Source organism: Metabacillus hrfriensis, assembly GCF_030127205.1.
In the GTDB taxonomy this organism is placed as follows: domain Bacteria; phylum Bacillota; class Bacilli; order Bacillales; family Bacillaceae; genus Bacillus_P; species Bacillus_P dongyingensis.
Genome location: NZ_CP126116.1, coordinates 4,037,236 through 4,050,839, shown reverse-complemented (window position 1 = coordinate 4,050,839; position 13,604 = coordinate 4,037,236). Strand labels below are relative to the sequence as shown.

At 42.0% G+C, this 13,604-nt stretch carries 11 protein-coding genes; 8 read left to right on the top strand and 3 right to left on the bottom strand.

The features are described from left to right. Window positions 1-76: 76 nt before the first annotated feature. The 3 genes from QLQ22_RS20130 to QLQ22_RS20120 are packed head-to-tail and all read left to right on the top strand — an operon-like array spanning window position 77 to window position 4,948. Window positions 77-1,105, top strand: coding sequence for a GlgC family sugar phosphate nucleotidyltransferase (locus tag QLQ22_RS20130; protein WP_223437527.1), 1,029 nt, complete (start codon window positions 77-79; stop codon window positions 1,103-1,105). Next, window positions 1,102-2,553: a glycogen synthase GlgA gene (gene glgA / locus QLQ22_RS20125; protein WP_223437525.1), complete on the top strand. Its 1,452-nt coding sequence runs from the start codon at window positions 1,102-1,104 to the stop codon at window positions 2,551-2,553. Before QLQ22_RS20130 ends, glgA begins: the two co-directional genes overlap by 4 nt. Continuing rightward, a complete protein-coding gene (locus QLQ22_RS20120) occupies window positions 2,543-4,948 on the top strand; it encodes a glycogen/starch/alpha-glucan phosphorylase (protein WP_284015419.1) in 2,406 nt (801 codons plus the stop codon). Before glgA ends, QLQ22_RS20120 begins: the two co-directional genes overlap by 11 nt. A 170-nt stretch (window positions 4,949-5,118) precedes the next feature. On the opposite strand, the gene QLQ22_RS20115 is transcribed toward QLQ22_RS20120, so the two are convergent. After that, window positions 5,119-5,913 (bottom strand): TIGR00266 family protein, encoded by a 795-nt coding sequence (locus QLQ22_RS20115; RefSeq protein ID WP_223437520.1) that lies wholly within the window; start codon window positions 5,911-5,913, stop codon window positions 5,119-5,121. 108 nt (window positions 5,914-6,021) lie between these two features. Between QLQ22_RS20115 and QLQ22_RS20110 the strand changes: the two genes are divergently transcribed. Further along, window positions 6,022-6,474, top strand: a complete 453-nt coding sequence (locus QLQ22_RS20110; RefSeq protein ID WP_284015418.1) for an SRPBCC family protein — start codon at window positions 6,022-6,024, stop codon at window positions 6,472-6,474. Between the two features lie 152 nt (window positions 6,475-6,626). On the opposite strand, the gene QLQ22_RS20105 is transcribed toward QLQ22_RS20110, so the two are convergent. Both QLQ22_RS20105 and QLQ22_RS20100 read right to left on the bottom strand, forming a co-directional pair. Continuing rightward, window positions 6,627-7,373 (bottom strand): TraR/DksA C4-type zinc finger protein, encoded by a 747-nt coding sequence (locus QLQ22_RS20105; protein WP_284015417.1) that lies wholly within the window; start codon window positions 7,371-7,373, stop codon window positions 6,627-6,629. A 121-nt stretch (window positions 7,374-7,494) separates the two neighbouring features. Then, window positions 7,495-8,430, bottom strand: coding sequence for a 1,4-dihydroxy-2-naphthoate polyprenyltransferase (locus QLQ22_RS20100; RefSeq protein WP_284015416.1), 936 nt, complete (start codon window positions 8,428-8,430; stop codon window positions 7,495-7,497). 298 nt (window positions 8,431-8,728) lie between these two features. Between QLQ22_RS20100 and QLQ22_RS20095 the strand changes: the two genes are divergently transcribed. Genes QLQ22_RS20095 through menB form a run of 4 tightly spaced genes read left to right on the top strand, consistent with a single transcriptional unit; the run spans window position 8,729 to window position 13,542 of the window. Next, a complete protein-coding gene (locus QLQ22_RS20095; protein WP_284015415.1) occupies window positions 8,729-10,153 on the top strand; it encodes an isochorismate synthase in 1,425 nt (474 codons plus the stop codon). Continuing rightward, window positions 10,140-11,897 (top strand): 2-succinyl-5-enolpyruvyl-6-hydroxy-3-cyclohexene-1-carboxylic-acid synthase, encoded by a 1,758-nt coding sequence (gene menD / locus QLQ22_RS20090; RefSeq protein ID WP_284015414.1) that lies wholly within the window; start codon window positions 10,140-10,142, stop codon window positions 11,895-11,897. Before QLQ22_RS20095 ends, menD begins: the two co-directional genes overlap by 14 nt. Next, on the top strand, window positions 11,894-12,697 hold the full coding sequence (gene menH, locus QLQ22_RS20085) for a 2-succinyl-6-hydroxy-2,4-cyclohexadiene-1-carboxylate synthase (RefSeq protein WP_284015413.1): 804 nt from the start codon (window positions 11,894-11,896) through the stop codon (window positions 12,695-12,697). Before menD ends, menH begins: the two co-directional genes overlap by 4 nt. Window positions 12,698-12,723: 26 nt before the next feature. Beyond that, window positions 12,724-13,542, top strand: coding sequence for a 1,4-dihydroxy-2-naphthoyl-CoA synthase (menB, locus tag QLQ22_RS20080; RefSeq protein WP_223437506.1), 819 nt, complete (start codon window positions 12,724-12,726; stop codon window positions 13,540-13,542). Window positions 13,543-13,604 lie beyond the last annotated feature (62 nt).

Genomic DNA, 13,604 nt, shown 5'->3' with positions numbered 1-13,604 from the left:
AAGTTCGATGTGCAAACAGCAGAGAAACCCTATTTATTTCCGATGAAAATAAACTAATGCGAGAGGTGGAACAGCTATGAATCAAAGGATGCTGGGAATTATTGATGCAACAACGTATACAAATGCCATCGAGGACTTAACGGTGAATCGGTCGATGGCTGCTATTCCGTTTGCGGGGCGTTACAGATTAATTGATTTTGTTTTATCTAATATGGTGAATTCAGATATTGAAAGTGTAGCTATTTTTCCAAAATACCAATATCGTTCCCTGATGGATCATTTAGGGTCAGGCAAGCAATGGGATCTTAATAGAAAGCGCGATGGGCTGTTCTTTTTCCCGTCTCCGCATTTAAATGATCAGTATAATGAATTCGGATCCATTCGCCAGCTGTCAGATCACATTGACTATTTCTTGAGGAGCAAACAGGAATACGCGGTGATCACAAACAGCTATACAGTCTGCAACATTGATTTCAAAGATGTTCTCTCGAAACATGTGAAAATGGGCTGCGATATTACGGAAGTCCGCAAAGACGGCGAATCTCTGCATATGTATGTGATGTCGACAAAATTATTACTGAATCTTATCCATGATAATAATCAGACGGGTTATAAAACCATTGCACAAGTAATCATGGAGAATACTCATAAAATGATGATTTGTGATTATGAGTTTGATGGATACGTTGCCATTATTGATTCAATTGAAAGCTATTATCGCCACAGCTTAGATATGCTTAAGCCGGAAGTGTGGCAGCAGTTATTTATTAAAAACCGTCCGATCTTAACCAAGGTGAAGGATGAGCCGCCTGCCAGACACGGACAGAATGCTGTTGTGAAAAATTCAATGATCGCAAACGGCAGCATAATTGAAGGGTATGTAGAAAATAGTATTATTTTCAGAGCTGTTCATATCGGAAAAGGAACAGTCATAAAAAATGGTATTATTATGCAAAAATCTCAGGTGGGAGAAAACTGCGTGCTTGAGAATGTAGTTCTTGATAAAGATGTAAAAGTAGGCAGCGGCATCGAATTAAAAGGATCTGCTGATCTGCCGATCGTACTTAGAAAAGGAACAGTACAAGGAGCGCTGATGAAATCGTGAAGGTATTATTTGTTGTATCGGAATGTGTCCCTTTTGTAAAATCAGGGGGTCTGGCGGATGTTGCAGGGGCGCTGCCCAAGGAATTAAAGCGTCTTGGAACAGATATTCGAGTGATTTTACCTAAATACGGTCAAATTCCGGAGCGGTTCCGGTCAAAAATGAAAAAAATCAAAGATATTGTTGTTCCTGTCGGATGGAGAAGACAATATTGCGGAATTGAACAGCTGGAATTTGAAGGAGTCACGTATTATTTCATCGATCACGAATACTATTTTAAGCGTGACTCTTTATATGGCCACTTTGATGATGGGGAGCGTTTCTCTTTTTTCTCCAGAGCAGTTCTGGATTCGATTAAAGCAGTCGATTTCCAGCCTGATGTGATTCATTGTCATGATTGGCATACAGGCATGGTGCCATTCCTATTAAAAGAAGAGTACGCTTCTCAATCGTTTTATGAAAATATGAAAGCGGTTTTTACGATTCATAACCTGCAATTTCAGGGTATTTTCCCAAGAGATATTCTGCATGATTTACTTGGTCTTGATGACCGGTATTTTAATGCAGATCAGCTTGAATTCCATGGCTTTGTGAACTTTATGAAAGCTGCTCTTGTGGCTTCAGATCTGATTACGACAGTAAGCCCTACCTACAAGAATGAGATTCAGACACCATACTTCGGTGAGCGTCTTGATGGGCTGCTGAGAGTGAAAGAAGCATCCCTTGTAGGGATATTAAATGGAATTGATGATGTAATTTATAATCCTGGGGACGATCCGTACATAGCGTTTCCGTATAATGAAAACTCTGTCAAAAACAAAGCAAAGAATAAAAAAGAGCTTCAGAAGATGTTTGGCCTTCCGGAAAAAGAGGATACGCCTCTTCTTACAATGGTCACTCGTTTAACGCAGCAAAAGGGCCTTGATTTGGTCGAGCGCGTCCTGCATGAAATGCTTCAATCAGATATGCAGATTATTATCCTTGGAACCGGAGAGAAAAAGTTCGAAGATTTCTTCAGGCACATGGAATGGCTGTTTCCGGATAAGTGCAAAGCATACATCGGATTTGATGAGCCGCTTGCACACCGCATCTATGCGGGCTCGGATTTCTTTTTAATGCCTTCTCAGTTTGAACCATGCGGTCTTGGCCAGCTGATCGCTCTTCGCTACGGATCAATTCCGATTGTAAGAGAAACAGGCGGCCTGAATGATACTGTAACATCCTACCGCGATGATACAGGCGAGGGGAACGGTTTTACGTTCACCAACTTCAATGCTCACGATATGAAGAACACAGTTAATCGCGCATGCACTATTTATAAAAATAAAACCATTTGGAACAGCCTTGTCAAAACAGCGATGAAAGAAGACTACAGTTGGGCGCAGTCAGCGTTTAAATACAACCAGCTTTATGCTGATTTAATGACTAGGAGTGGGAGTCATGTTCTCTAACAAAAATGAATTTAAAGACAGTTTTCTAAAGCGCTTGGAAATGAGTTATGGAAAAAAATTTGCTGAATCAACAAAACGTGATCAATACCAAACGCTTGGAAATATGGTAAGAGAACATATCAGCAGCAATTGGATCACAACAAACGAATGGAACCGGGCAAGCAACAACAAGCAAGTTTATTATTTATCGATTGAGTTTTTGCTTGGGAGACTGCTCGGACAAAATCTTTTAAATTTGGGCATTCGCGACGTTGTACTTGAAGGATTTGCTGATCTTGGCATCAACCTTGAAGAGATTGAAGAAAGTGAAGCAGATGCAGGTCTTGGCAATGGCGGTTTAGGCCGCCTTGCTGCTTGTTTTCTAGATTCGCTTGCTTCATTAAATTTGCCGGGACATGGTCTTGGCATCAGGTATAAACATGGTCTTTTTGATCAGAAGATTGTGGATGGCTATCAAGTGGAGTTGCCTGAGCAATGGTTAAGGCACGGAAATGTATGGGAAGTCCGTAAGCCGGATCAGGCGATGGAGATTCCGTTTTGGGGAAAAGTTGAACATGTATACGAAGATGGGAAGCTTGACTTCCGCCATGTTCATTCTGAAAATATTATAGCTGTACCATATGATATGCCTGTGATTGGATATGAAACGAGCACAGTTAATACGCTGAGGCTTTGGAACGCTGAGCCTGCTCCAAATCCGCCTCACCGTGATGTACTTGCTTATAAACGTGAAACAGAGGCAGTATCAGAGTTTTTATATCCGGATGACACGCATGACGAAGGAAAGATTCTCAGACTTAAGCAGCAATATTTCCTTGTCTCTGCAAGCTTGCAGTCCATTGTCCGGTCATACCTTAAAAAGAATGATACCCTGCATGAATTCCACAAGCATGTTGCCATCCATGTAAACGATACTCATCCCGTTCTTGCCATCCCGGAGCTGATGAGAATTTTACTTGATGAAGAGCATATGGAATGGGAAGAAGCTTGGAATATTACGATTAATACGATATCTTATACGAATCATACGACATTATCTGAAGCGCTTGAAAAATGGCCGCTGCATATCTTTAAGCCGCTGCTCCCAAGAATCTATATGATTGTAGAGGAATTAAACGAAAGATTCTGCAAAGAGCTGTGGAATCGTTTCCCTGGAGATTGGAAGCGTATTGAAAATATGGCAATTATCGCTCACGGCGTCGTGAAAATGGCCCATTTAGCGATTGTCGGAAGCCACAGCGTCAATGGTGTCGCAAAGATCCATTCTGATATTCTGAAAAACCGTGAAATGAAATTATTTCATCAAATCTATCCTCAAAAGTTCAATAACAAAACCAATGGAATCACTCACCGCAGATGGCTGCTTAAAGCCAATCCAGAATTGACAAATCTCATTACCGAAACAATTGGGACCGACTGGATTAAAAACCCGCACCTCATGATTGAGCTAAAACGTCATATCTATAATCCACATTTAAAAGAAGAATTTGCAGCCGTTAAACGAAAAAGAAAAGCGATTCTTGCAGACATTATCGAAAAGAAAACGGGAATTTCCGTCGATAAACATTCGATTTTTGATGTTCAAGTTAAGCGTCTTCATGCATATAAACGACAGCTGTTAAATGTGCTGCATATCATGTATCTTTATAACAGGCTGAAAGAGGATTCAAACTTTACAATCTATCCAAGAACGTTTATATTTGGAGCCAAGGCATCTCCAGGCTACTATTATGCGAAAAAAATCATTAAACTAATTAACTCGCTTGCAGATAAAGTGAACAGCGATCCTAAGGTTTCGCAGATGATGAAAGTCATTTTCATGGAAAATTACCGGGTTTCGCTGGCAGAGCATATCTTCCCGGCGACAGATGTCAGTGAACAAATCTCAACTGCCAGTAAAGAGGCATCTGGAACAGGAAACATGAAATTTATGATGAACGGTGCGCTCACAATGGGAACTTTGGACGGAGCGAACATTGAAATTTTAGAAGAAGTCGGAAAAGAGAACATCTTCACTTTTGGTTTAAAGGCCGATGAGGTTCTGAATTATTATGAAAATGGCGGGTATCGCTCATCTGAGTATTATCATCATGATCTGCGGATCAGACAAGTGGTCGATCAGCTCACAAACGGATTCTTCCCTGATACAGAAGATGAGTTTGAAGCAATTAAAGACTCTCTGCTTTATGAAAATGATCAATATTTTGTTTTACGTGACTTTGCATCCTATGTTGATGCCCAGGAACAGCTTGAAAAAGCTTACAAAAACCAAGATAAGTGGCTTGAAAAAGCACTTCTTAATATTGCTCACTCAGGCTATTTCTCAAGTGACCGGACGATTCATGAGTATGCTGATGGCATTTGGGATATCCAGCCGATTCCTGTTATTCATTAAGTCTTTGAAAACCCGCCTGGTTGAGCGGGTTTTCTGCTGTTTAAGTTTTATTAAGGATTTGCTAATATGTCCTCTGATTTCGAAAAAAATCAAGATTTTCGATGTACAAGCTTTAGATAATGGCATTGAAAGTAAGTTTGAAAAAAACGAACTTTCATGCGTCTGCCGAATTATCGATTATCTCCATCAAGCAATCGGCCAAGTCCGCCCAGAATACTGCCTTCTCCTGAAGCGTTTCCGCCTGTGCTTGGAGCATTGGCGAATATGCGGTCAGCAAGACGGCTGAAGGGGAGTGATTGTACCCATACTGTCCCAGGACCTTGCACAGTTGCAAAAAATAATCCTTCACCGCCGAAGAAGGCCGTTTTGACTTTCCCGACATATTCAATGTTGTAGTTAACGTCCCTCGTCATCGCGACAAGGCAGCCTGTATCAATTTTCAGGCGCTCCCCAGGTGCAAGCTGCCGCTTATGTATCGTACCTCCAGCATGCAAAAAAGCGAGTCCGTCTCCTTCTAGTTTTTGCATAATGAATCCCTCACCGCCAAAAAAACCGGTTCCTAACTTTTTCTGAAAATCAATTCCGACAGACACACCTTTAGCAGCACAGAGGAAGGCGTCTTTTTGACAAACGACTTTTCCCTGCATTTCATTTAAGTCGACAGGAATGATTTTGCCTGGATAGGGCGCTGCAAATGAAACTTGCTTTTTGCCTCCAGCTTTATTTGTAAAGACCGTCATAAATAAACTTTCTCCAGTAATAACACGCTTACCGGCACCTACTAAACGGCTCATCAAGCCCTTTTGCTCTGATCCGTCACCAAAGATGGTTTCCATATCAATGCCGTCATCCATCATCATCATACCTCCGGCCTCGGCTACTACACTTTCACTTGGATCGAGCTCAATTTCAACAAACTGCATGTCATCCCCATAAATCTTGTAATCAATTTCATGTGCGTTCAAAAAGGTCACCTCTTTACTTTTTTTTGTAAACATTCGTCATAAAGAAAGAAAACCCTTCTGTTTTCCATTTATAATGAAAGAAGTTCGTCATATAAAGGGGATAAGTATATGCCTGTCATTAGAAATACAATTAGTATTAAAGCGCCAATCGAAGTCTGCTTTGACCTCGCACGGAATGTAGAGATCCATCCGAAAACGACTAAAAAAACAAAAGAGAAGGCGGTTGGCGGTGTAACCACCGGGCTTCTTGAAGAAGGTGATACCGTTGAATGGGAAGCCTTGCACTTCGGTATAAAGCAAAGACTGTCTTCCAAAATAACAGAGATGAACAGGCCTTATGAATTTAAAGATATGATGGTTAAAGGAGCATTTAAGTCTTTTATTCATACCCATACTTTCGTTGCTTCAGGAAATGAAACAGTGATGATTGATCACTTTGACTATCTGTCTCCATTAGGATTTTTGGGCAAAGCCGCCGATTTTTTATTTCTAGAGAGATATATGCAAAAATTTCTCTCAGACCGGGCGGGGGAACTTAAAAAAATCGCAGAAACAAATTAAAACAGAGTTCCGTTGCGGAAACTCTGTTTAAGATTATTGGAAAGCATAAAATAATTTAAGTCCAGCTTCTAACATTTGATCAGAACCGATTCGCAAAAAATATCTTTTCTGCCGGATTCTTGTTTTAGTAGCTTAACAATGAGCTTTCGCTTTTATTCCTCACTATATGGTTCTTTTTCTGATGCAGGAAGATCACCGAAAGGAGTCATCAGTCCTTCTTCATCGAGTGTATGTTCATACTGTCTATGCTGTATGTTTGGATACACTGTTACGTTCTTTCCTTCAATATCTGTAGCGGCGAAATTTTCATAATCCTCTACATACCCTGTGGGGTCATCGTTCTCCATATATACGTCGTTGTATGAATCAACAGGATATTCCATGTCAGAAGGAGTTTCAGAGTTGCCGAAGCGCTCTACGTCCTGATAAGAGTCTTCCGCATCATAGGCTTCCGAATCGCTTTCATCGTATTCGAATTGCCCGAATGCCGGCTCAAGTATGCTTTCCTCTATCGGTCTCGAGTGAGAAATTGCCTGCTCCGGAGAATGTTCCTTGCAGGTTGTTGCAGTCGGAAGCACTTCAAGTCTTTCTTCGGGTATGTCTGTTCCGCATACTTCACATACCCCGTAAGTTCCCTTTTCAATGGCTGCAAGTGCTCGGTTTATATCACTTAATTCTTCCTCCACATGCTCATTTAAAGCGATATCTTTTTCACGCTCATAAAGCTCTGTACCCTCATCGCCCGGATGGTTGTCATAGCTTGAAAGCTCTCCGGTAGAATCATGCCCGAAGCTTTGCTCAAGTCCAAAATGGTTGTTTTCCTGCAGGTGCTGCTCGATTTCTGCTTTTCTTGCGTCAAGCTGTGAGCGAAAGGAAGCCATTTGTCCGCTATTAAGCATTCCATTCACGCTCCTTCCTTAAGAAGTAATTTCTTCTTTTTTTAGTATGAACAGAAAGGGCAAAATCATGATTGTAAATTATGCGCAAAAAAAATACGGCCCTCAAAGGGCCGTGTAAAGTTTAGATTGTGCTTATGAATAAACCAAGTGCGAGCAAGAACCCAAATTGAATATTTGTCTGAGCAGTGGCTTTCATTGCAGGCATCATTTCAAGCGGCAGTGATTTGCCGACGAATTTTTTTACGGCACTGTATGCCTTTGGGGTGCTGATTAGAACTAAAAGCGCCCAAAAGGACAAGTGGCCGAGTGCTATCATTATCAAGATGACAGCATAAGAAGCTGCGAACATGGAAGCGAGGAAAATAATTGCTTTTTTGCGTCCAATCAAGATCGCCAGCGTCTTTCGCCCGTTTTCTTTATCTCCATCGAGGTCGCGGATATTATTTGACAGCATGATGTTTCCAACCAGGAAAGCGATCGGAATGGAAATAATGATGCTGATCGGTGAAATCGTTCCAGTTTGAATGTAATAAGCAAGCAGGATAATAACCATACCCATAAAGAAACCTGCAACCAGCTCTCCAAATGGAGTGTATGCAATTGGCATAGGGCCTCCTGTATAAAAATAGCCGGTAGCCATGCAGATTAATCCAATAACAGCGATCCACCAAGTGGATGTCATGCAAATATAAACCCCTAAAATTGCTGCGACTGCGAAAAATGCAAAGGCAAGGTTTAGAACTGTCTTTGGTTTTACACCGTTTCTGACAATTGCTCCGCCGATGCCGACAGAATTTTCATTATCAAGTCCGCGCTTAAAATCGAAATATTCATTGAACATATTGGTTGCAGCCTGAATTAAAATGGATGCAATCAGCATAGCTAGAAATAATAAGATATGAACCTGACCATCATTTAAAGCAAGCACCGTACCGATCGTCACAGGAATGAAGGCTGCAGACAGTGTGTGCGGACGCAGCAGCATCCACCATACTTTCCAGCTTTTATCCGGTTTGATTGAAGGCACGTTTTGTGTAGTGTTTGATTGTGTATGCATCAAAGATTTCTCCCCTTTTTGTAAACCAAATGGAGCACGTTTGCTTCCCAAAATTAAGTGTAGGAAATTTACAATATTGTGTCAATCCTTTTACAAATGTTTGAACAATCATTTAATTCCTGACCGGGAATTTTCTTCCGCGAGAGCTTTTGATTTTATTGTTGTCAGGGTAGTAATATAATAAGGATAATAGTCGTTATTTCTATTATACCATTTCTTTGCCCAAGTACTATTGACACCTCTTTCCTCTGAGGTGTATCTTAATATAAGCGATTTTTCGGTTTTGGAGGGATTTCCAATGATTACGGCATTAAAACATACATTTACGGAGATTATGAAGCGTGCTTTGGAGGAAGCCAGACAGTTTGATAAACCGGTCATATTAAGTCAGGTCAAGTCGTTGAATGATTCGATGAACCCCCTCCATTTTTATGCGGCTGGCGAGCGGCTTTTTTTAGGCGAGCGGTTTTATTGGGCAACTCCTGGTTCACGCTTTACGATTACAGGCTTGGGAAACGAATGCACAGTAGAGAATGATTCTGCTGAAAGCGATCGTTTCGGGCGGATTGAGTCTGATTGGAAACGCTTTAAAAAAATAGCGCATTACGAAGATGGCGCAAAATCTCATATAGGTACAGGCGCTTTATTATTCGGCGGTTTTTCTTTTGATCCGCATAACCGCAGAAACGAGCGCTGGAATAACTATCCTGAGGCAAAATTCTTTTTGCCGTCCGTCATGCTTACAGTAAAAGACGGTGTTTCTTTTTTGACAATCAATCGTGTGATTAAGCCGGAAGATGACCTTGAATCATGTTCGGCACATTTCACAACGATTGCCAACGAAGTACTGACAGGGAAGGCAAGCACTGGGGAAGAGTACGTAAACAATTACACTCTAAAAGAGGCTGATACGGGAACATGGCTTTCAGCCGTACAAAAAGCAACAGATTTAATTAAAAGCGGTGAGCTGGATAAAGTCGTGCTGGCACGAGAAGTGCAATTAGAATATGATCACAAAATTAATATCTATTCAGCTTTAAGCAAACTGCAGACAGAGCAGCCTACAAGCTTTATCTTTTCTTTTGAAAATGGCCGTCAATCGTTCATTGGAGCAACCCCTGAGCGACTGATCAAAAAGGAAAACAGCAGGCTGCTTTCAACATGTCTGGCTGGTTCCATTAAAAGAGGGAAGAGCAAGCAAGAAGATACGGAGCTTGGAACAGAGCTTTTGAATGATGAAAAAAATCTGATTGAGCACGCGATTGTTGTGAAAATGATCAAAGATTCGTTTGAAGAATGCTGCAGTGAAGTAAAGGTTTCAGATCACCCGCAATTATTAAAAACGAAAAATATTCAGCATTTGTATACACCGATAGAAGGATCAATGAAAGCCGGTTATTCCTTATTGAACTTAACAGAGAAGCTTCATCCGACACCTGCCTTGGGAGGATATCCAAAAATGGCTGCTGTTGAAATGATCAGAGAAATTGAACCTATGGACCGCGGCTGGTATGCCGGTCCAGTCGGGTGGCTTGATGCTGAAAACAACGGAGAGTTTGCAGTAGCCATCCGCTCCGGCTTAATTGAGGGCGAGCAGGCAACCCTGTTTGCAGGATGCGGCATTGTAGCAGAATCCGATCCTCAAATGGAATATCAGGAAACACTGATCAAGCTTAAGCCGATGCTCTCTGCGCTGGGAGGAGTCAACCATGAGTGCAAATAAATCTTTAACCCTTTATGCAGCAAGTTTTGTTGATGAATTATCTAAAGCGGGTGTTCGGGATGCGGTTATTAGCCCCGGTTCAAGATCAACCCCTATGGCCATGCTGATGGCTGAACATCCTGATTTGAACATTCATGTTTTGATTGACGAACGATCAGCAGGTTTTTTTGCCCTTGGCATGGCCAAGATGCAGCAAAGACCCGTTGCTTTGCTGTGTACATCAGGAACGGCAGCAGCTAATTATTATCCGGCAGTTGTTGAGGCATTCTATTCAAGAGTGCCTTTGCTTGTTTTAACAGCAGACCGTCCGCATGAACTTAGGGATGTTGGTGCTCCGCAGGCAATCGATCAGATGCATTTGTTCGGCCGCTATGCAAAATGGTTTGCGGATATGGCAGTTCCGGAGCATACTGCTGAGCTTCTCCATTATGGAAGAACAATGGCGGCACGTGCAGCGGGCAAAGCGATTTCTTCTCCATCAGGACCGGTTCATCTTAATTTTCCGTTCAGAGAACCCCTCGTACCTGATTTAGAATCTGAGGATTTATGGACAAGCTTGAATAGCCGTCCTAAACAGGTTCAAGTAACAGCGGGTTCTTCAGTTATTGATCTTTCCGAAGTGCAGCGCTTAGCTGGTCTCCTTTCAGAAGAAAAGAAGGGATTGATTATATGCGGAGAGCTTCGAGATCCTGATTTCGCTGAAGCAGCGGTAAAGTTATCCTCAGTCCTGAAGTACCCTATTCTTGCTGATCCTCTTTCAAATTTAAGAACAGGGTCTCATGATCAAACATCTGTCATTGAATGCTATGATGCCTTTATGAAGGATGAATACATAACAGAGCAGCTAAAGCCAGAAGTCATTATCCGGTTCGGAGCTATGCCGGTTTCAAAGCCGCTGTTTTTATTCTTGAAGAGAACAGCTGATATCCGTCAAATTGTTGTCGATGGCCAAGGCGGCTGGAGGGAACCAACCTTAATGGCGGCGGAAATGATTGAATGCAAGGAGAGCTGGCTGTGCCGTGAACTTATCAAACAGGTCAAAATACAGGAAGATACGGATTGGCTGCAGTCATGGAAAAAAGTAAATCTCGTTTCGCGTGAGTTATTAGGATCAGCCGAGGATAAAGGCGGCGACCTGTTTGAAGGAAATGTCTTTCGTGAATTGCAGCATGCGCTTCCCCAGAAGTGTCATGTGATAGCAGGAAACAGCATGCCGATCCGTGACCTTGATAATTATTTCCTGAACACGGAAAAGAACATTGCCGTTTATGCCAACCGGGGGGCGAATGGAATCGATGGGATCGTTTCAACAGCACTTGGAATGAGTACTGGTGCCGGCACAGATCATCCAACTTTTTTAGTCATTGGCGACTTATCCTTTTATCATGATATGAATGGTCTCCTTGCTGCGAAAATGCACAAGCTTAATTTGACCATCATCCTTGTTAATAACGATGGGGGCGGCATCTTTTCGTTTCTTCCGCAGTCAAAAGAAGAGAAGCATTTTGAAACCTTATTCGGCACGCCGACCGGTCTTGATTTTAAACATGCTGCCGATCTTTATGACGCTTCATATTCACTGCCGGCAACATGGGAGGAATTCCGATCAGCAGTGTCAGATGCTGTCATTAAAAAAGGTTTGAATATTATTGAAGTGCGCACAAATCGTCAAACCCGTGTCAGCATTCATCGTGAATTGATGAATCGTGTTTCCCAGGAAATAAGAGAGAAGTTCTTTAAATGAAGTTGACGATAAGAGGAGTATCCTATCATATTGAAACATTTGGAGAAGGAATCCCTCTAGTTCTTCTCCATGGATTTACAGGCTCAGCCGAAAACTGGCACCCTTTTCTGGACATGTTCAGCCATTATAAAGTGATATTAGTTGATCTTATCGGACATGGGCTGACAGATTCACCTTCAGAGTTTGAACGGTACATTATGGATGAATCGGTTAAGGATTTACATGTTATTTTTGAAGAGCTCCAACTTAATAAAGCAATTCTTGCAGGCTATTCTATGGGAGGCAGACTGGCATTATCCTATGCAGGCAGGCATCCTGAGCGGATTGACAAGCTGGTTCTGGAAAGTGCATCTCCTGGGTTGAAATCAGAGGCTGAGAGAATGAGCAGAAGAGTAAATGATCGAAAGCTCTCTCAATTTATAAAAGAACAGGGATTGGAATCCTTTATAGATTTCTGGGAGAATATACCGCTGTTTGCCTCTCAGAAAGCTTTGCCTGGGGACGTTCAAAAAAATCTGCGCAGCCAAAGGCTGAAAAATGACGAGGCAGGGCTTGCAAACAGTCTTTTAGGAATGGGGACCGGATCACAGAAATCCTTATGGGATAGCCTTGATTCTCTGGAAATTCCCGTTCTGCTCATTAGCGGGGAATTGGATGAAAAGTTCTGCGGGATCGCAAAAGAGATGAAAGATTTGATCCCGCTTCCGACATTTATTAAAATAATTGGTGCAGGTCATGCGGTTCATGTGGAACAACCGCAAATCTTTGGTAGAATAGTAAATGAGTTTATTAATACGTAAACGTATTCATAAGGAGGCAGTACAAAATGACAGTAGAATGGATTGCTGAACGCAAGTACGAAGATATTTTATATGAAACGTATAATGGGATTGCCAAGATCTCTATTAATCGTCCAGAGGTACATAATGCATTCCGTCCGAAAACGGTAATGGAATTAATTGATGCTTTTGCTTATGCAAGAGATGATGCAAATGTTGGAGTTATTATATTAACTGGAACAGGTGGAAAAGCATTCTGTTCAGGCGGCGACCAAAAGGTTCGCGGACATGGCGGTTATGTTGGTGAAGACCAAATTCCTCGTTTGAATGTTCTTGATCTGCAGCGTTTAATCCGCGTGATACCAAAACCGGTTATTGCCATGGTGGCAGGATACGCAATCGGAGGCGGCCATGTGCTTCATATTGTCTGTGATTTAACAATTGCAGCAGACAATGCTGTTTTTGGCCAAACGGGACCAAAAGTAGGCAGCTTTGATGCTGGCTATGGTTCAGGATACCTTGCCCGTATTGTCGGACATAAAAAAGCACGCGAGATCTGGTTCCTATGCCGTCAATATAATGCACAGGAAGCGCTTGACATGGGTCTTGTCAACACGGTTGTGCCTTTAGAAAAGCTTGAAGAAGAAACAGTTCAATGGTGCGAGGAAATCTTAGAAAAGAGCCCGACTGCCATTCGTTTCCTTAAAGCTGCATTTAATGCGGATACAGACGGCCTAGCAGGCATTCAGCAATTTGCAGGAGACGCAACTCTTCTGTACTATACAACGGATGAAGCAAAAGAAGGAAGAGATGCATTTAAAGAAAAACGCAGCCCTGACTTCAAGCAGTTCCCAAGATTCCCTTAAATAACATGCAGCAGCTTGATGATTTCATCAAGCTGCTTTCTTATAGTATCAGAATATTATTT

What these genes read in the sequence shown, in the direction of transcription:
- menD (WP_284015414.1), top strand. Translation starts at nt 10,140, where the DNA reads ATGAGTGCAAATAAATCTTTAACCCTTTATGCAGCAAGTTTTGTTGAT.
- menH (WP_284015413.1), top strand. Translation starts at nt 11,894, where the DNA reads ATGAAGTTGACGATAAGAGGAGTATCCTATCATATTGAAACATTTGGA.
- QLQ22_RS20110 (WP_284015418.1), top strand. Translation starts at nt 6,022, where the DNA reads ATGCCTGTCATTAGAAATACAATTAGTATTAAAGCGCCAATCGAAGTC.
- QLQ22_RS20130 (WP_223437527.1), top strand. Translation starts at nt 77, where the DNA reads ATGAATCAAAGGATGCTGGGAATTATTGATGCAACAACGTATACAAAT.
- QLQ22_RS20105 (WP_284015417.1), bottom strand. Translation starts at nt 7,373, where the DNA reads ATGCTTAATAGCGGACAAATGGCTTCCTTTCGCTCACAGCTTGACGCA.
- menB (WP_223437506.1), top strand. Translation starts at nt 12,724, where the DNA reads ATGACAGTAGAATGGATTGCTGAACGCAAGTACGAAGATATTTTATAT.
- QLQ22_RS20100 (WP_284015416.1), bottom strand. Translation starts at nt 8,430, where the DNA reads ATGCATACACAATCAAACACTACACAAAACGTGCCTTCAATCAAACCG.
- QLQ22_RS20120 (WP_284015419.1), top strand. Translation starts at nt 2,543, where the DNA reads ATGTTCTCTAACAAAAATGAATTTAAAGACAGTTTTCTAAAGCGCTTG.
- QLQ22_RS20095 (WP_284015415.1), top strand. Translation starts at nt 8,729, where the DNA reads ATGATTACGGCATTAAAACATACATTTACGGAGATTATGAAGCGTGCT.